At 65.0% G+C, this 15,964-nt stretch carries 18 protein-coding genes; 13 read left to right on the top strand and 5 right to left on the bottom strand.

All coding sequences use genetic code 11. The annotated features are described in order from the left end of the window. Nucleotides 1-16 precede the first annotated feature (16 nt). Both ACFYOW_RS39525 and ACFYOW_RS39520 read right to left on the bottom strand, forming a co-directional pair. Nucleotides 17-328: a hypothetical protein gene (locus ACFYOW_RS39525; protein ID WP_387295485.1), complete on the bottom strand. Its 312-nt coding sequence runs from the start codon at nucleotides 326-328 to the stop codon at nucleotides 17-19. Next, nucleotides 325-654: a hypothetical protein gene (locus ACFYOW_RS39520; protein ID WP_387295483.1), complete on the bottom strand. Its 330-nt coding sequence runs from the start codon at nucleotides 652-654 to the stop codon at nucleotides 325-327. Before ACFYOW_RS39520 ends, ACFYOW_RS39525 begins: the two co-directional genes overlap by 4 nt. A 216-nt stretch (nucleotides 655-870) precedes the next feature. Here ACFYOW_RS39520 and ACFYOW_RS39515 point away from each other — a divergent pair, with 216 nt between their 5' ends. The 7 genes from ACFYOW_RS39515 to ACFYOW_RS39485 all read left to right on the top strand — a co-directional run bounded on the left by ACFYOW_RS39515 (nucleotide 871) and on the right by ACFYOW_RS39485 (nucleotide 5,438). Then, complete coding sequence (locus ACFYOW_RS39515) at nucleotides 871-2,034, top strand: helix-turn-helix domain-containing protein (RefSeq protein WP_387295481.1); 1,164 nt, start codon at nucleotides 871-873, stop codon at nucleotides 2,032-2,034. 364 nt (nucleotides 2,035-2,398) lie between these two features. Next, nucleotides 2,399-2,737, top strand: a complete 339-nt coding sequence (locus ACFYOW_RS39510; RefSeq protein WP_387295479.1) for an ESX-1 secretion-associated protein — start codon at nucleotides 2,399-2,401, stop codon at nucleotides 2,735-2,737. After that, on the top strand, nucleotides 2,734-3,033 hold the full coding sequence (locus ACFYOW_RS39505; RefSeq protein ID WP_387295477.1) for a WXG100 family type VII secretion target: 300 nt from the start codon (nucleotides 2,734-2,736) through the stop codon (nucleotides 3,031-3,033). The genes ACFYOW_RS39510 and ACFYOW_RS39505 overlap by 4 nt, the downstream gene beginning before the upstream one ends. Before the next feature lie 5 nt (nucleotides 3,034-3,038). Next, nucleotides 3,039-4,325 carry a hypothetical protein gene (locus ACFYOW_RS39500; protein WP_387295475.1) on the top strand — a complete coding sequence of 429 codons (1,287 nt, stop codon included), beginning with the start codon at nucleotides 3,039-3,041 and terminating at the stop codon, nucleotides 4,323-4,325. 22 nt (nucleotides 4,326-4,347) lie between these two features. Beyond that, nucleotides 4,348-4,563 carry a hypothetical protein gene (locus tag ACFYOW_RS39495; RefSeq protein WP_387295473.1) on the top strand — a complete coding sequence of 72 codons (216 nt, stop codon included), beginning with the start codon at nucleotides 4,348-4,350 and terminating at the stop codon, nucleotides 4,561-4,563. A gap of 28 nt (nucleotides 4,564-4,591) precedes the next feature. After that, entirely contained in the window at nucleotides 4,592-4,819 is a 228-nt protein-coding gene (locus tag ACFYOW_RS39490) for a hypothetical protein (RefSeq protein WP_387295471.1), read from the top strand. A gap of 55 nt (nucleotides 4,820-4,874) precedes the next feature. Further along, nucleotides 4,875-5,438, top strand: coding sequence for a hypothetical protein (locus tag ACFYOW_RS39485; RefSeq protein WP_387295469.1), 564 nt, complete (start codon nucleotides 4,875-4,877; stop codon nucleotides 5,436-5,438). Between the two features lie 107 nt (nucleotides 5,439-5,545). Here the strand turns inward: ACFYOW_RS39485 and ACFYOW_RS39480 are convergent, their stop codons facing one another. The 3 genes from ACFYOW_RS39480 to ACFYOW_RS39470 all read right to left on the bottom strand — a co-directional run bounded on the left by ACFYOW_RS39480 (nucleotide 5,546) and on the right by ACFYOW_RS39470 (nucleotide 7,412). Further along, on the bottom strand, nucleotides 5,546-5,956 hold the full coding sequence (locus ACFYOW_RS39480) for a rhodanese-like domain-containing protein (protein WP_387295467.1): 411 nt from the start codon (nucleotides 5,954-5,956) through the stop codon (nucleotides 5,546-5,548). 178 nt (nucleotides 5,957-6,134) lie between these two features. Then, the gene (locus ACFYOW_RS39475; protein ID WP_387295465.1) at nucleotides 6,135-6,659 is read right to left on the bottom strand and encodes a cysteine dioxygenase; all 525 of its coding nucleotides are present in this window, start codon (nucleotides 6,657-6,659) and stop codon (nucleotides 6,135-6,137) included. A 171-nt stretch (nucleotides 6,660-6,830) separates the two neighbouring features. Beyond that, a complete protein-coding gene (locus ACFYOW_RS39470) occupies nucleotides 6,831-7,412 on the bottom strand; it encodes a TetR/AcrR family transcriptional regulator (protein ID WP_387295463.1) in 582 nt (193 codons plus the stop codon). Nucleotides 7,413-7,513: 101 nt separating this feature from the next. Between ACFYOW_RS39470 and ACFYOW_RS39465 the strand changes: the two genes are divergently transcribed. From ACFYOW_RS39465 to ACFYOW_RS39440, 6 genes are all read left to right on the top strand, one after another. Beyond that, nucleotides 7,514-8,938 (top strand): MFS transporter, encoded by a 1,425-nt coding sequence (locus tag ACFYOW_RS39465; protein ID WP_387295461.1) that lies wholly within the window; start codon nucleotides 7,514-7,516, stop codon nucleotides 8,936-8,938. A 476-nt stretch (nucleotides 8,939-9,414) separates the two neighbouring features. Then, nucleotides 9,415-10,473 (top strand): phenylalanine--tRNA ligase subunit alpha, encoded by a 1,059-nt coding sequence (pheS, locus tag ACFYOW_RS39460; RefSeq protein ID WP_387295459.1) that lies wholly within the window; start codon nucleotides 9,415-9,417, stop codon nucleotides 10,471-10,473. A gap of 46 nt (nucleotides 10,474-10,519) precedes the next feature. Continuing rightward, nucleotides 10,520-13,024, top strand: coding sequence for a phenylalanine--tRNA ligase subunit beta (gene pheT / locus ACFYOW_RS39455; protein ID WP_387295457.1), 2,505 nt, complete (start codon nucleotides 10,520-10,522; stop codon nucleotides 13,022-13,024). 625 nt (nucleotides 13,025-13,649) lie between these two features. Then, complete coding sequence (locus tag ACFYOW_RS39450) at nucleotides 13,650-14,660, top strand: alpha/beta hydrolase (RefSeq protein WP_387295455.1); 1,011 nt, start codon at nucleotides 13,650-13,652, stop codon at nucleotides 14,658-14,660. A 184-nt stretch (nucleotides 14,661-14,844) separates the two neighbouring features. Beyond that, entirely contained in the window at nucleotides 14,845-15,135 is a 291-nt protein-coding gene (locus tag ACFYOW_RS39445) for a DUF427 domain-containing protein (protein WP_387295453.1), read from the top strand. A 54-nt stretch (nucleotides 15,136-15,189) separates the two neighbouring features. Then, nucleotides 15,190-15,957 carry an alpha/beta hydrolase gene (locus tag ACFYOW_RS39440; RefSeq protein WP_387295451.1) on the top strand — a complete coding sequence of 256 codons (768 nt, stop codon included), beginning with the start codon at nucleotides 15,190-15,192 and terminating at the stop codon, nucleotides 15,955-15,957. Nucleotides 15,958-15,964 lie beyond the last annotated feature (7 nt).

Genomic DNA, 15,964 nt, shown 5'->3' with positions numbered 1-15,964 from the left:
GCCGTGCTCCAATTCATCATCCCTGCCTTCCACAGGAGAACGCGGTCCACCGAGCGAAAGACATTCGCGGAGCAACAGTTTCGACGTCCGCGACACACATCACCGCATGCAACATCAGCACATCCATATGCAGCGGCGACGGCATTATCACCGCATCCACATCGGCACCCCGAACCTGGTCGACCAGCGGCACCAGCGTGAGCTCCGGCGGCCACACCAGCGCGTAGCCGAGCCGCCGCGCCAGCCGCCGCACCTGCGCGGCATCCCATTCCGGCATTCCGGTGACCACCGGGTCTACCCAACCCAGCGCGGTCGGACGCGACCTCATCGTTGCCTTGCATCGTGGGGTACGGCTGTCGGTCTGAGCTGTGCGGCGAGTGCCGCGGCATCGGCATCGGGGTCGGTCAGCCCATCCAGTACATCCAGTAAGGTCTGCATGTCGGGGCCGGGTGCCGCCGGTGGCTTGGGATCAAGCAAATAGCGACAGTCCAGCCGCTCGGCGCCGCAACGAGTCACGATCACATGCTGCGGCGCGTCCAGCCCAGACCCATTGGTCCGTTCGAAGCGCACGGCTTTCGGCTTTCTCTCGTCAGCATCGGCGGATGTGGATCGCCACGGCGTGTGCTGCTGGCAGATGTCCGTGTCCGGATTCATTCCGTGCAGTCCCTCCTTATCGCGTGTTGGTAAGCACCCGCCGCCGGGGAGCAGTCGCCACCGACCGTGTGGCGTGGTCCGGCGGTCGATGTGCCGAAGGGGAACATGGCATCGACCCAGCGGCGGGGCTGCATTGAGCTTCGCGCTTGGCGAACGGCCGAAGGGCCAGCGAAGGGACAGGAAGACGCAGTCTCCGCATCGATCTACGCTCGAAGCATGGGGCAGCACCACATTGGGCAAGCACTCGCCGCCGAACGCAAGATCGCCGGGCTGAGCCAACGGCAGTTGGCCACCCGCGCCCGGTACAGCCTGAGCATGGTCAAGGCTGTCGAGCAAGGCCGTGAGGTCGCTTCACCCGGATTCATCTCCGCGGTGGCCAGCGCGCTACTGATCACACCCGAGCAGTTGACCGGCGCACCCTACAACGACGGTAAGCCGCTGTCCGACGCAATCAACAGGTTGTCGATTCTGCTCACCGAAGGCCGTTACGCCCGCGCCACCGAACCAGCCCCGCTCGAACGGCTCGAGGCGGAACTCGCAGCGGCACAACAGCTTTACCGTAGCGACCGTACCCGTCAGACCATCGAGGTGTTGCCCGCACTGATCCGCCAGCTGCACGGCGCGATCCGTGAGCAGTCCGGCGACGTCAAAGCGCACGCTTACACACTGTTGACCTCCGCCTACGTGCTCGCCGAATGGTCGGTGCGCCGCACCGGACACATGATGATGGCGCTGCCGGCGCTCGACCTGGCCGACAGCTACGCCCCACTCGCCGACGACCCGATCTACGGCGCGTTCTCCGCACTCGCCCGCGCACGGGTGCTCACCCATTACGGCGAGTCCGCCGTAGCTGCCCAACTTATCGACTCGGCTATCGACGCCGCCGACGACAGCAGGGCGGGAATGGTGCTCGCCGGGTACGCGCATCTGACCGGCGCGATCAATGACGCCCGGACGCTGAACTACGCCGCTGCGGCCGACCATGTACGCGCGGCACACGAGTTCGCAGCCCGCACGGGGGAGACAGATCTGTACATGACGGCATTCGGCCCACTGAACGTCGAGATCCACAGCCACGCTGTGGAACTCGAAGCGGGCGACCCCAACAAGGCAGCTGTCGAAGGCGACACGCTGACCTACACACCCGGCGCCCCACCGACCCGTATCGCGCACCACTGGCAGGACAACGCTCGTGCCTGGCTGATGTCCGGCAAGCCCGACCGCGCCTTGGCCGCGCTCAACAAGGCCCGCGCCGCAGCACCCCAGCAAACCCGGCTGCACCCGTCGGTTCGCGAGACGCTCTCGGGTATCGCCATGGCCCAGCGTCGGCAGACAGACAGCTTGCTCGGGTTCGCATCCTGGCTCGGGTCGACACTGTAACCGACGAAAGACACTGTCGCCGTGCAGAATCGAGCCATCATGCACACAGCTCGAGCCCTACCTTTCGCCGCAGCGCGACAAGGCATTTGATGCGTTTCGCGACTCCGAACCGGCGGCGGAACCGTCGTGGATTCACAACTTTGACAGGGCTGAATTGTCCGGCACGGTCGGGTGATCTGCTCGAAATCGATCGCCAGTACCCGTCATTCGGGGCCGAGCTGCAGCGGAGTTGATGAATTCGAGAAATAGCACATCTACAGAAGGTCGTGGTCACAGCATCCGGGGATCTCGACCCCGCCGCCCGATCAAGGTCTCCCACCTCGCTCTATCGCTACCCTAACGAGCATCAGTTAGGATCCGCATCATGAGTGATGGGGGGACACCAGCCTCTGGCCAGAACCTCTCGGTGGTACCCGAGAAGGTGCGCGAGGTCGGCAAGTACGTGTACGAGTTGGCCGAGGCACTGCGCACGGCGTTGGATTCCGCTGCGAAGGACGTCGCTTCGCTGACCGATGGCAGCTGGACCGGCGATGCGGCCAACAAATTTTCCGAGGGCTGGACCGAAGTGCGTGACGGCGGTGTCCAGATCATGACCGCTCTGACCGGGATGGCGGAGAAACTGGGCGTCACCGCTGACACCTTTCAGGCGGGAGACGAGAGCAACGCCACCACATTGAGCACGTCGAGTTTGGATCTGCCATGAGCTCTCAGTTTTCGGTCGACCTGGACCATCTCGATGAGATCGTGGTTCGTCTGTCGGGACTGGCCGGGTTCATCGGCGAGCATCTCGATGAGATCGATGACCGGGTCGCCACCCTGGCCGGCAGTGGGTGGGAAGGCGTTGCTGCCCAGGCATATGCCGATGCACACGCTCAATGGGTCACTGGGGCACGCGAATTCGTCGAAGGTGTGAAGGATGTCAGCGACGCGGCCAAGGCGGCCCACGCGCGCTACACCACCGCCCACGGCACCAATTACACAATGTTCTCCCAGGGATAAGACACATGGGTGTACTGGTTATCGACTGGCAGACCTACTACGACGCCGGCAAGAAATGCCACGCCCTGGCCACCGACCTCCGTGCCGCCGACAAACCGGTCCACGATGCGGTCAAAGGTGAATGCGCGGGCATGGCCGGTGACACTGGCGGATGTGCGGCATGGGGTAGGACCTATGACCGTGTCGCCCAGGAAACGATGCAGACCTGTACGAACCTGGCCGATGCGCTCACCAACTTCGGCAACATGCTCTATGCCGCTGGATACAACTGGGCACTGGCCAACGAGTCCGACCCGATGCCCGACCGTCCGAGCGTGACGGCGATGTCGGAGTACAAGGTGTCGATCCCGTCCTCGGTGGGCACGAATGGTGACGGTGTCACCGAAGGGGAGGGCAGCATCCCGGGCTTCTACGACGCCCTTGTCGGCAAGATCCAGGAAGAGTTCGGAAGCAAACTCCCCAACGGCAACAAACACAAACTCGCCAAAGCCGCGTCCGTCTGGAAGGACTTCGCCGGGCACAGCGCCATCAAGGAAGCCGCAGGTCGGATCACCGAGATCAGCAACCTGTTCAGTGATATCCAGGACAAGACAGGTCTCGAACCTCTCCTCGGGCACCTGACCACCCTGAACGGCGGCGCTACTCACCTAGCCTCTGCTTCGCTGGCCCTGGCCACCCCGGTCGAGGAATACAGCAGTGCCACCTCCGAGGCCCGCGAAAAGTTCAAAGACGCTGTCACCAACGCCTTGATCGCGGCGGGAACAACCGTCGTCATCGGTGTCGCGGCCTCCTGGATCACCGCCGCCCTCAGCGACGTCGCCGCCGGTGTGGGCGTCGTCGCAATCGCTGGTAACACCGCCAGAGTGCTCAAAAGCACCTACGACATCAGTAAGCTCGCCAAGATTATCGGTACGGCAGCGGCAGTCGCGGGTGGCGCAGCCTTTACGGTCACGGCGTTCGATAATGTCTCCTCCGAAGATCTGGCTGGATGGGCCGTCAAAGTCGGTGCCATTATCGCCATGAAAGTTTACGTTGACAGTGACGATACCGTCGCTGACGGCACTGACCGACCTAAGAAGGTTCCCGCAGGTGGCTCCGGAAAAGAAAAGGCCAGCGATGCGCCGAGCTGGGCGAAAGGCAAAGCGCCCTATGTGGGCGAAAGCGGCAAAGCTTATGCTCGACGACTGATGGACGAGCACTATGGACCGGGAAACTGGGAAGGTACCGGACCCAATAGCGAGTTCAATAAGATCAAGAAATACGGCGACCGGTCGTGGCAAAATCCGAATTAGGAAGTGAAGAACAGGAGTGCCGATGCGCGAAATCTTCATCCTAGACCACTGGTATGAGTTGGAGAACGGCGAGGAGTTTGTCAGAACCGTTGGGATGTACTCCACCGAATTGAGGGCCGTACAGGCTGCCGAGCGAATGAAGGACCTGCCAGGTTTCCGCGACCGACCTGACGATTTTCATATCGATCGGTACACAGTCGGCAAGGATCACTGGTCTGAAGGCTTTTTCACCCCCTGATTCGTAAGCGAGACGAGAGGTCGGATTGATGGGTTCAGTGTTCTTACTCGAACATGTCTATCAGAACGATGATAGGGAGGAGGAGCGCAAGCGAATCGGCGTGTACGAATCAGAAGAAGACGCCCGCAATGCCATCCTCCGCCTTCGTGATCAGCCGGGGTTCCGCGACTACCCTGCGAATTTTGTTGTTAAACCCTACGAGGTAGACAAAAGCTATTGGTCAGAAGGTTACGGTAATACTGACGAAGGTCGATGAAAAGGACTGCTCGCCCCAATTTTGGATATAAAGAAAATAGCTGCGGGGGAGCAGGATGGTTGCCGCCGCGATGATGAAGCTCGAACTCGAGAAGCACGGGATCGCTGTTGTTGACGAAGACGATACGAGCGCCGCGTATCCGGTGGCGCGAGTACTCACTTCCACGGTTTCCGCGATGGCTGAACCCAATATAGGTGGGGGCGCCCGGGTTCTGGTGGAAGTGCTACGTCGCTTCGGCGGTATCGCACCGCGTGCTCTGCTCGTCGCGGAGTTCCTTGTCGGCAACGGTCCGGCTGTGCAGATCGAAATCGCAGTCGTGCCTTTCGACCTGCTCGACGGAGCCGACCAACCAACTTGCCCGAGCCGACTGTGGACACGTCCGTTCACCTCGGGTCTGCCGACGGATATGGCCGACGCTGTCCTGCGCGGTCTGACTGCCGAGCCCCGAATCGCCTTGCCTCCCGGTGTGCTCCGCGTCGACCGCGCAGGTTTTGACGTCATGAATTCTTCGGAACCGATATTCGCCCAGGCTGCGACGGTTTTGGGGATCGCTATCTCGGCGAAGCTTCTCGGTAATGACCCCGAACCCGCGTTGCGGGACGCCATCCAGACTTGGTAGTGGCTGGTAAAAGCCATGAGCCCACCCTCTGCCCGGGGCAAAGCGATACCGCCCGATGCGATAGCTCGGGCTGGAGTGCGTTGGCGCCGCCAGATCGAGGCGACGGGCTAGGGGACGGCTGGTGTGCCGCCGGGAGCGACGGGCAGGCCAGCCGCTTGCCAGGCGCGGAAGCCGCCGATGAGGTCGGTGGCTCGGTGCAGGCCGAGTTCGAGGACGTCGGCGGCAGCCAGGCTGGATGCGTAGCCCTCATTGCAGACCAGCACGACCGGAGTGTTCTCGGTGAGACCGGGCAGCCGGTGCGCGCCGGTCGGGTCGAGGCGCCATTCCAGCACTATTCGTTCCACCACGACCGAACCGGGGATTTCGCCCTCGGCGAGTCGGTTGGCGTGCGGGCGGATATCGACGACCAACGCGCCGTCGGCCAGTAGTGCCGCCGCCTGCTCCGGGTCGACACGATTGAGTTTGGCTCGTGCCTGGTCGAGCCTGTCCTCGGCGCTGATAGCACTACCTTCTTTCATGGCTGCGACCTCCAGGGAATGCTTTCGGCGCTTGTCCTTCGAAGACTGAAATGAGACGGCGTCCCCGTAGGTTTTAGCTGGAGGCAGGTCGTCTTGGAGGGTGTCGCCCCGGCGAGGACTGGTCTTATGCCTGCGCCTCGCTCGCCTGCGGCATGACCGGTTCGCTCACTGCGTTCGCTCATACGCCCACGAAATCCGTGAGCGTGCGGTACTCGCGGACCGGTCGCAGTGGTGGCGAATACGCGTGTACCGACGCGGCCGGGCGGGTGCTGTGGTTGCGCAGCCGATGCGCGCGTTCAGGTCCGAAGGCGACAGTTTCGCCCGCCCGCCATTGCGTCGTGCGGACCGGGCCGCCGGGATGACGGTATTCCTCGCCGAGTTCACCGATGGATACCGTGAACGAGCCGGACGCACCGCCGTGATCGTGCGGTTCGGTGCCCTGTCCCGGTGCCCACGACAGCAGCCACACCTCGACGCCCATGGTCAGCGCCAGCCGCGTCCACCAACGTTGCTGCGTATCGAACCGCACGATGTCCAGAAGCGGTGTTGCCATGGCATCGGCGACCGACCTGGTCAACTCCCGCAATTCCGCCGGCGACCACAGCGTCCGCTCCGGACACACCGCCTCGCGTATCAGCGGTACATCGACCGAGGGGTGAATATCGTTGGTGTGCTTGAGATTCACCGGCAGTGATGTGGTCAAGCGAGATACTCCTGACATGGTCGTGGGGACAAATCGACTGCGCTGCCATCAACCGCGACGAAGCGGTCTCGCGCATTTTCCGGCACCACGACGCCGTTGCCATCGGTCTGGATCACCATGAGCAAAACTGCGCACCCGCAGGCCGTGCCGTCACGGCACGGGACACACCGGCTACTCCGCCTCGGCACGGAGGCTTTCGAGCATGTCGGTGGCCCAGCAGACCTCGACCGAATCGGGGCCGGCGACACCCATGGCGGCCATCACGGTGAGCAGCATGCCGTTGCCGAGGAAGCGGCAAATCTCCGCGATGGATGCGCCGGTGAGCTCTTGGATCACGCTGTAGATGCCGCCGAAGCGCTCGCGGACGTTCGGGCCGATGGCCGGATCGGAGGCGGCGGCGAAGGCATGTAGCAGCACCAGGAGTAGTTCGCGTTCGTCGAGGAACGTCTTATAGCCCTGGCCGAGCGCGCGCATCTTCTCGTCCTGCGTGGAGTCGGGTGTGATGCCTTCGGCGGCGGCCGCGCGGAAGATGTCTTCGATGCGGTCGCATACTTGGTTCGCCGCAGCCAGGAACAGTTGCTGTTTGGTGCCGAAGAGGCGGATCACATACGGCTGCGAAACTCCGGCCAGCCGCGCGATCTCATCGGTTTTCGTTGCGGCATAACCGGATTCGGCGAATGCGGTGACGGCCGCGCGCAGTACTTCCTCGCTGCGTTCGGATGCGGTCATCCGGGTTCGGGTTGAACTCGCCATCGTGCTCCACTTCGTCGTCGGCCGCTCGCCATTGACATGTTATCAGCCGATGCATACTCTTCGAGCAGTTAGTTATCAGTCGATTACAACAAAGGCTGGACATGTCCGAGACACTCGTAACCGCCGCCCCGCAGGCGTCCGTCGAACAACGCGCGGGCGGGCGGGCGCTGGCCGCCGTGCTGGCCGCGGTCGGCATCCCGATGTTCATGGTCACGCTGGACAACCTGGTGGTGACCAATGCGCTACCGGTGATCCGCACCGAACTCGGCGCCTCCCTCGCCGATCTGCAATGGTTCGTCAACGCCTACACGCTGGCCTTCGCATCGCTACTGCTCACCGCGACATCCATCGGTGACCGGCTCGGCCGCCGACGGGTCTTCCTGGCCGGTATCGCGATCTTCACTGCGGCATCGGCGGCGTGCGCGCTGGCCACCGAGCCCTGGATGCTGATCGCCGCCAGGGCGATACAGGGTTTCGGTGCGGCCGCGGTGATGCCGCTTTCGCTGACCCTGCTGTCATCGGCGGTCCCGGAGAAGATGCGCAGTGCCGCCATCGGCATCTGGGGTGGCATCTCCGGACTCGGTGTCGCACTCGGCCCGCTGATCGGCGGCGCGGTGGTCGAGGGGCTGAGCTGGCAATGGATCTTCTGGGTGAATGTGCCGATCGGCGTGCTGGTGCTGCCCTTCGCGGCGCGGGTGCTGACCGAATCGCACGGGCGGGCCAAGCGGCTGGATCCGCTCGGGCTGGTGCTGTCCGCGGGCGGTGTGCTCGCGGTGGTGTGGGGCGTGATCCACGGCGCCGATGACGGCTGGACCTCGACCGGCGTGCTTACCGCGCTGATCGGCGGTGCGTTGTTGCTCGGACTGCTGATCGCCTGGGAGTTGCGGACGCCGGATCCGATGCTGCCGCTGCGGTTGTTCCGCTCGCGGGCATTCCGGGTGAGCAATACGACCGTCTTCACTTTTTCGGTCGGCGTCTTCGGCTCGATCTTCCTGCTGGCGCAGTACTTCCAGGTGGTGCAGGGCTTCGGGCCGCTGCAGTCCGGCATCCGGACCATGCCGTGGACGATGGCGCCGATGGTGGTTGCGCCGCTGGCCGGGTTGATCGTGGACCGGGTCGGCGCGCGGAATCTGCTGACGGCCGGACAGGCGTTGCTTGCGGTGGCCCTGGCCTGGATGGCGGCGGTGGCCTCGGTCGACGCGAGCTACGTCGCATTCGTCGGGCCGTTCCTGCTGGGTGGCATCGGGATGGGGCTGACCTTCGCGCCCGGTGCGACCGTGGTGATGGCCAGTGCGAGTCCAGAGGATCGGGCGATGGCGTCGGGCACCAACAGCACCATCCGTGAGGTGGGTGTGGCCATGGGTGTCGCCGTGCTGGCGTCGGTCTTTGCCTCACACGGCTCCTATACCGATCCGCAGAGCTTCGTCGACGGTCTGATTCCCGCCGTGTGGGTCGGCGCCGCGATCGTCGCGGTGGGCGCGGTGCTTTCCCGGCTGTTGCCCAGCCGCATCACCGCAGTGGACTGATTGTCACGGCACTGATCGGCGGCTATGCGCCCGCCCCATGTCATTCGCGTGGGGCGGGCGCGCAGCTGCGTTCTGGTTACGGCCGCCGTCGTGGGGTGCGCGCCACTTCCGGGCCTTATCACGACGGGCTTTTGGACATGAGTGGTGCGTGCCGGGCATCGAACCGGGCGCAACCTGCGGCGAGGCCGAAGCGTGCGCTGTTCGCAATCCTGGTCCCCGTCGCGGGGTTCGCGCTGTTCGTCGTCGGAAATGGGAACTGCGGCGCGCTGTGGCGATCAACGAATTGCCGCTGTCCGTCGAGCCGCGCTGGCCGTGGGTGAACTGCGCAAGTTCGAGCTGGCACACGCTCGGCAAGCGCCACAGCGGTAATCCGGATGAATCGGCCATCGCGCATCGAATACGATTCGACCAGCAGCAATGTGGGTAGGCAATTACGCGGACCCGCGAACCGATCCCCAGGGGAGAGACGAACGATCGTGGCCGACGACAACGATGGAGTCGAGAACGCAGCGCTGAGCGAGGAGGCATTGGCCGCCGCCGCGGCAGAGGCCGAGAAGGCGTTTGCGGCGGCCGCCGATCTGGATGCGCTCGCGGTCGCCAAGACCGAGCATCTCGGCGGTAAGGCGCCGCTGGCGCTGGCGCAGCGCGCGCTCGGCAGCCTGCCGAAGTCGGAGAAGGCGGACGCGGGCAAGCGCGTTAACGTCGCGCGGGCGCGGGTATCGGAGGCCTTCGAATCGCGCCGCACGGTCCTGCTCGCCGAGCGCGACGCCGCCGTGCTGGTCGCCGAGACGATCGATGTGACGCTGCCCGCGCGCCGGGACGCCGTCGGTGCACGGCATCCGATCACGGTTATCTCCGAGCAGATCGCCGACGTCTTCGTCGCGATGGGCTGGGAGGTCGCCGAAGGGCCCGAGGTCGAGACTGAGCACTTCAACTTCGACGCGCTGAATTTCCTGCCCGACCATCCGGCCCGCACGATGCAGGACACCTTCCATATCGCGCCTGAAGGTTCGCGGCAGGTGCTGCGCACGCACACCTCGCCGGTTCAGGTGCGTTCGCTGCTCGAGCGCGAACTGCCGATCTATGTGGTGTGCCCCGGCCGGACCTTCCGTACCGATGAGCTCGACGCCACCCACACCCCGGTCTTCTCCCAGGTGGAGGGACTGGCGGTGGACAAGGGTCTGACCATGGCGCATCTGCGCGGCACCCTGGACGCGTTCGCGCGCGCCCTGTTCGGGCCGGATACCCGGACGCGTATGCGTCCCAACTACTTTCCGTTCACCGAGCCCTCTGCCGAGGTCGACGTGTGGTTCCCGGACAAGAAGGGCGGCGCGGGCTGGGTCGAATGGGGCGGCTGCGGCATGGTGAACCCGAAGGTGCTGATCGCCAGCGGGATCGATCCCGAGGTGTACAGCGGGTTCGCGTTCGGCATGGGGCTGGAGCGGACACTGCAGTTCCGCAACGGCATCCCGGACATGCGGGACATCGTCGAGGGCGACGTGCGTTTCACGCTGCCCTTCGGTATCCGGTCCTGAGCTTGTCGATTTCAACGACCCTTCGATCGAGAGAGCGAAACGTCAAGTGCGAGTAGCGCAGTCCTGGCTGACCGAAATCCTCCAGCGGACCACCCCCCACTGGTCGGTGACCCCGGAGGAGCTCGATGCCGGATTCGTCCGCGTCGGGCTGGAGGTCGAAGAGGTCGACAAGCTCCAGCGGGTGAGCGGTGATATCGATAAGCCGCTAGTGGTCGGTCGTGTCGCCGAGATCACCGAGCTGACCGAGTTCAAGAAGCCGATCCGGTTCTGCAAGGTGGACGTGGGCAACCCGGAGCTGCAGGAGATCGTTTGCGGCGCAACGAATTTCGCTGTCGGCGATCTGGTGGTCGTGGTGCTGCCGGGCGGGGTGCTGCCCGGCGGATTCCAGATCTCCTCGCGCAAGACCTACGGGCATGTGTCCAACGGCATGATCTGCTCGGTCGCCGAACTCGGTATCGGCAAGGATCATTCGGGGATTCTGGTGCTCGAGCCGGGTACCGCCGAACCGGGCACCGACGCCAATGAGCTGCTCGGACTCGACGATACGGTCATCGAGCTGAACATCACGCCTGATCGCGGGTACTGCTTCTCGACCCGTGGTCTGGCGCGCGAGTTGGCGTGCGGATTCGATCTCGAATACGCGGATCCGGCGGTGCGGACACTGCCCGATGACGAGCAGGACGCATGGCCGGTCCGGCTCGAGCCGGAGTCCAAGTGCACCCGTTTCGCGGTGCGCCGGGTCACCGGTATCGACCCGAATGCGGTGAGCCCCTGGTGGTTACAGCGTCGGCTGCTGCTTTCAGGTGTGCGCCCGATCTCCCCCGCGGTCGATGTCACCAACTATGTGATGCTCGAGCTCGGCCAGCCGCTGCACGCCTTCGATGGGGCCAAGCTCAACGGCGGGCTCGTCGTGCGCACGGCCAATAGCGGCGAGACGCTGCGCACGCTGGACGAGGTCGAGCGGGTGCTCGATGCCGAGGATGTGGTGATCGCCGACGATTCCGGCGTGGTCTCCCTCGCGGGCGTAATGGGCGGTGCGACAACGGAAGTCGGCGCGGAGTCGACCGATATCGTGCTCGAGGCCGCCACCTGGAATCCGCTGCTGGTCTACCGGACCGCGCGCAGGCACAAGCTGGTCTCCGAGGCCGGTAAGCGTTATGAGCGCGTCGTCGATCCGGAGATCAATGTCGCCGCGCTCGATCGCGCGGCCACGCTGCTGGCCGAAATCGCCGGTGGCACTGTGGAATCCGCGCTTACCGATGTTCGGGTTCCGGTGCCCGCCGCGCCGCCGATCCGGATCGATATCGATCTCGCCGATCGGGTGGCGGGCGTGGTGTATCCGACCGGAACCTCGGCGCGTCGGCTCGCGCAGATCGGCTGCACGGTCGAGGTGGGCGTCGACGAGGCCACCGGCCACGGACAGCTCGTCGTCACGCCGCCGAGCTGGCGGCCCGACCTGGCCCAGCCCGCCGATCTCGTCGAAGAGGTGCTTCGGCTGGAGGGGCTGGAGCAGATTCCGTCCGTCATTCCGACCGCGCCGGCCGGTCGTGGGCTGACCACCGCGCAGCGTCGCCGTCGCGCGGTGAGCCGGGCGCTGGCCTTCGCCGGCTGCGTCGAGGTGCCGCCGCCGCTGTTCCTCGCCGCCGGGGTTTTCGACATCTGGGGTCTGGACGCCGACGATCCGCGCCGCAACACCACACGGGTGCTGAACCCGCTCGATGTGGAGCGCGCGGAATTGGCGACCACGCTGCTGCCGGGGCTGCTGGAAGTGGCCGCGCGCAATATCTCTCGCGGTGCGCGCGATCTCGCGATCTTCGGGATCGCGCAGGTGGTGCTGCCCGGTCCGAATGTGCGCGCGGTGGCGGCGCTGCCGGTGGATCGACGTCCGACCGATGCGCAGATCGAGGAACTGCTCGATTCGCTGCCCGCCCAGCCGGTGCACATCGGCGCGGTACTGACGGGTCGGCGAGAACCGCGTGGGCCGTGGGGTGCCGGGCGTCCGGCGGAGGCCGCCGATGCCTTCGCTCTCGCCGATGCCGTCGGCGATGCGGCGGGCGTGAGCATCGAGCGTCGTCCGGCGGTCCACCTGCCGTGGCATCCGGGGCGGTGCGCCGAGTTGGTGGTCGATGGTCAGGTCATCGGGTATGCGGGTGAATTGCATCCGGCAGTTCTGGAGCGGGCGGGCCTGCCGCCGCGCACCTGCGCCGTCGAACTCGATCTCGATGCCCTGCCGCTGCGCGAATCCCGCCCTGTCCCAGTGGTTTCCCCGTTCCCGGCGGTACTGCAGGACGTTTCGGTGAGTGTCGCGAAGTCCGTGCCCGCGGCATCGGTCGAATCGGCGCTGCGCACTGGCGGCGGTGCGTTGCTGGAGGATATCGCCCTGTTCGACGTGTACGAGGGCGCGCAGGCGGGTGAAGGTCGCAAGTCGCTGACCTACGCACTGCGTTTCCGTGCCGGTGACCGGACACTGACCGAGGACGAAGCGAGTGCCGCGCGTGATTCGGCGGTCGCCGCCGCCGCCGGCGCGGTCGGTGCGGTACTGCGCGGCTGATGAGCTGATATCGGCCCCGGGCGCTACTGCGTCCGGGGTCGATTTGCGTTGTGGCTCGGTGCCTTACGTGTCGCCCGTGAGCCTGCGATTTGCCGATGTGGTCGGTGCGGTGCTGCGCGGCTGGTGAGCTGTTATCGGGCCCGGGCGCTACTGTGTCCGGGGTCGATTTGCGTTGTGGCTCGGTGCCTTACGTGTCGCCCGTGAGCCTGCGATTTGCCGATGTGGTCGGTGCGGTGTTACGCGGCTGGTGAGCTGATGTCGGGCCCGGGCGGTCCTGTGCCCGGGTCGAATTACGTTGGGGCTCAGTGCATTTATGTTTCCCTGCGACCATGCGATCGCCGACGCAGGTAGCGAGCGATTCGTTGTGCGCGGGTACGGTGCGTGCCGCCGATGCGCTCACCGCCCACTCGCGTACGAAATCCGCGATATTGCTGAGAATTGGCGTTGTGGCGCTAGGGGCACGGATATTGCAGGCGCCCGGCTGTCACCACACGGCGAGGGCCGCAGATTGCGACGTTGCCCGATAGTTACCGACGGTGGGAAGTCTGAGTGCGCGTTCCATGGCATTGTCGACGCGAATCAGCCACGGGCCCCGAAAGGGCCGACTGTCGATGAGAGGGTGCACATGGGTTTGCGCATGTCGGTGTTGCGAGGACATCGGGTTTTCCGCCGACTGGGGGCTGTCGCCGCGACCATGGCGGTCGCGGTCGCGCCACTGATCGTCGCGGCTCCGCAGGCGAACGCGGCCGCCACCGTCGAGCGGATCGAGCACACCTCCGCGCAGCAATGGCAGATGTATGTTCGCTCGCCCGCGATGAACCGGACCATCCACCTCGACGTGCTGGTGCCGGCGAACCAGTCGGCATCTCGGCCGACCCTGCTGCTACTGGACGGAAACGGGGCATCGGAATCCCAGCCGGCGAGCACTTGGACGCTGCGCGGTGGCGCCGAGGAGTTCTTCGCCGACAAGCCGGTCAATGTGGTGATGCCGGTCGGTGGCGGGGGAACCTACTACACCGACTGGTTGAAGGATGACCCGAAACTGGGGCACCAGAAGTGGGAGACCTTCCTGACCTCGGAGTTGCCGCCGTTGATCGACCGTGAGCTGAAGGGCAATGGGGTCTACGCCGTGGGCGGGCTTTCGATGGGAGCGGGAGCGGCAGCCATTCTGGCGGTGCGGCATCCGGATATGTTCAGGGCCCTGGCGGCCTTCAGTGGCTGCTACTCCACCGACGGTGTCGGGCAATTGTCGGTGCGGCCGGTAGTCGAATCCAAGGGTGGGAATCCGGACAATATGTGGGGAGCCGCGGGTAACCCGGAGTGGGCGGCGCACGATCCGAGCAAGCACCTCGACGCGCTGCGCGGTAAACCGGTCCACCTGTACGTCGGCACGGGCGTGCCCGGACCCGATGATGCCCCGTTCGATGATCGATGGTCGTGGCCCAACGACCCGATCCGGTCGAACGAGATCGAAAACATCTCGCACGACTGCACCCTCGCTGTCTCGCCGGCTATGAAGTTGTTCGGTGCCGATCTCTCCATCGACTACGCCGCCGTCGGCGTGCACTCATGGCCGTACTGGAAGGCCGCACTGCCCAAATCCTGGCCGGCGCTGAAAGCGGGTCTCGGCGTATAACGGAACACCGGTCACACGCGGTTGCTGCTGGTACGCACGGCGGCCAGCAGCAGGTGCGCGGTGTAAAAGGATCGTGCGCTGCGTCGCGGAACACGAGCGCGGGAATAGGGCGGGTGTGAGTCGGGTTACACACGTCAGCCGTGGTTTGTGCGCGGCGGAATCCGGTGCGACGGTGGGAGATTCGATGAGTTTACGAGCCATCTGGAATGGCACGGTGTTGGCCGAGAGCGACGACACCGTGGTGGTCGAGGGTAATCACTACTTTCCGGCGGGAGCGCTGAAGACGGAGTACTTCCGGGACAGCGATACGCATACCGTGTGCGGGTGGAAGGGGCTCGCGTCGTATTACACGGTCGAGGTCGAGGGCGCGAAGAATCCGGATGCCGCCTGGTACTACCCGGATCCGAAGCCGGAGGCCGAGCAGGTGCGTGACCGGGTCGCGTTCTGGAAGGGCGTCGACGTCGTCGAGGTGTAGTGCATTCGGGGAGTCGGCGCGCAGCGGCGGCGGGTTCCGGGTAAGAACGATGGCATGCGACATCCGGCCAGTCCGATCCTCAATGCGCTGACCTTCATGCCCGATCGCCAGGTAGTGCAGACGCCGTCGATCCTCGGGATGGACTACACCGAGTTGTCCATCCGCACGACCGATGGCGAGACGCTGCAGGGTTGGTGGCTGCCCGCCACACGCTCGATCGGGCACGTCCTGTTCGCACACGGCAATGCGGGCAATATCGGCGACCGGGTGCCGATCTACGCGCTGCTCACCCAAATCGGTTTGGACGTACTGACTTTCGATTACCGAGGCTACGGGCGCAGCACCGGGCGACCCACCGAGTACGGCACCTATCTCGACGCCCACGCGGCCCGCGGGGTCTTACTGGAACAGCCGGGCGTCGACCCGGATCGTGTGGTCTACCTGGGCAAATCGCTCGGCGGCGGCGTGCTGCTCGAACTCGCGATCGAGCATCCACCCACGGGGCTCATTCTGATGTCCACCTTTACCGGGCTGCGTGACGCGGCCCGCTCGGTATATCCCTTCCTGCCCAGCCCGTTCGTCCCGGACGCCTATCCGAGCCTGCGCCGCATCAGCAAGCTGCGCGCACCCGTGTTGATCATGCACGGCGACCAGGACGAACTCCTGCCACTGCGGCATGCCGAGCGGTTGTATGCGGCGGCACCCGAGCCGAAGCGATTTGTGGTCTTTCCCGGCGGGCATCACAACGATCTGATCATGTCGACCGGAGTCGACTGGCAGGATTTGATCCGCTCCTGGGCGGGTGAACTGCTCAACCCGTGATTGCGCT

It is taken from the genome of Nocardia sp. NPDC006982 (genome assembly GCF_042869435.1).
Lineage (GTDB): Bacteria > Actinomycetota > Actinomycetes > Mycobacteriales > Mycobacteriaceae > Nocardia.
Note: the sequence above shows the minus strand (reverse complement) of the source record. Positions and strands in the feature narration are given on the sequence as shown.

Bases quoted from the DNA above. Each gene is read 5' to 3' on its own strand.
- ACFYOW_RS39500 (WP_387295475.1), top strand. From the start codon at position 3,039: ATGGGTGTACTGGTTATCGACTGGCAGACCTACTACGACGCCGGCAAG.
- ACFYOW_RS39485 (WP_387295469.1), top strand. From the start codon at position 4,875: ATGGTTGCCGCCGCGATGATGAAGCTCGAACTCGAGAAGCACGGGATC.
- ACFYOW_RS39465 (WP_387295461.1), top strand. From the start codon at position 7,514: ATGTCCGAGACACTCGTAACCGCCGCCCCGCAGGCGTCCGTCGAACAA.
- ACFYOW_RS39480 (WP_387295467.1), bottom strand. From the start codon at position 5,956: ATGAAAGAAGGTAGTGCTATCAGCGCCGAGGACAGGCTCGACCAGGCA.
- ACFYOW_RS39520 (WP_387295483.1), bottom strand. From the start codon at position 654: ATGAATCCGGACACGGACATCTGCCAGCAGCACACGCCGTGGCGATCC.
- ACFYOW_RS39515 (WP_387295481.1), top strand. From the start codon at position 871: ATGGGGCAGCACCACATTGGGCAAGCACTCGCCGCCGAACGCAAGATC.
- ACFYOW_RS39505 (WP_387295477.1), top strand. From the start codon at position 2,734: ATGAGCTCTCAGTTTTCGGTCGACCTGGACCATCTCGATGAGATCGTG.
- ACFYOW_RS39510 (WP_387295479.1), top strand. From the start codon at position 2,399: ATGAGTGATGGGGGGACACCAGCCTCTGGCCAGAACCTCTCGGTGGTA.
- ACFYOW_RS39445 (WP_387295453.1), top strand. From the start codon at position 14,845: ATGAGTTTACGAGCCATCTGGAATGGCACGGTGTTGGCCGAGAGCGAC.
- ACFYOW_RS39440 (WP_387295451.1), top strand. From the start codon at position 15,190: ATGCGACATCCGGCCAGTCCGATCCTCAATGCGCTGACCTTCATGCCC.
- ACFYOW_RS39495 (WP_387295473.1), top strand. From the start codon at position 4,348: ATGCGCGAAATCTTCATCCTAGACCACTGGTATGAGTTGGAGAACGGC.
- ACFYOW_RS39470 (WP_387295463.1), bottom strand. From the start codon at position 7,412: ATGGCGAGTTCAACCCGAACCCGGATGACCGCATCCGAACGCAGCGAG.
- ACFYOW_RS39490 (WP_387295471.1), top strand. From the start codon at position 4,592: ATGGGTTCAGTGTTCTTACTCGAACATGTCTATCAGAACGATGATAGG.
- ACFYOW_RS39525 (WP_387295485.1), bottom strand. From the start codon at position 328: ATGAGGTCGCGTCCGACCGCGCTGGGTTGGGTAGACCCGGTGGTCACC.
- ACFYOW_RS39450 (WP_387295455.1), top strand. From the start codon at position 13,650: ATGGGTTTGCGCATGTCGGTGTTGCGAGGACATCGGGTTTTCCGCCGA.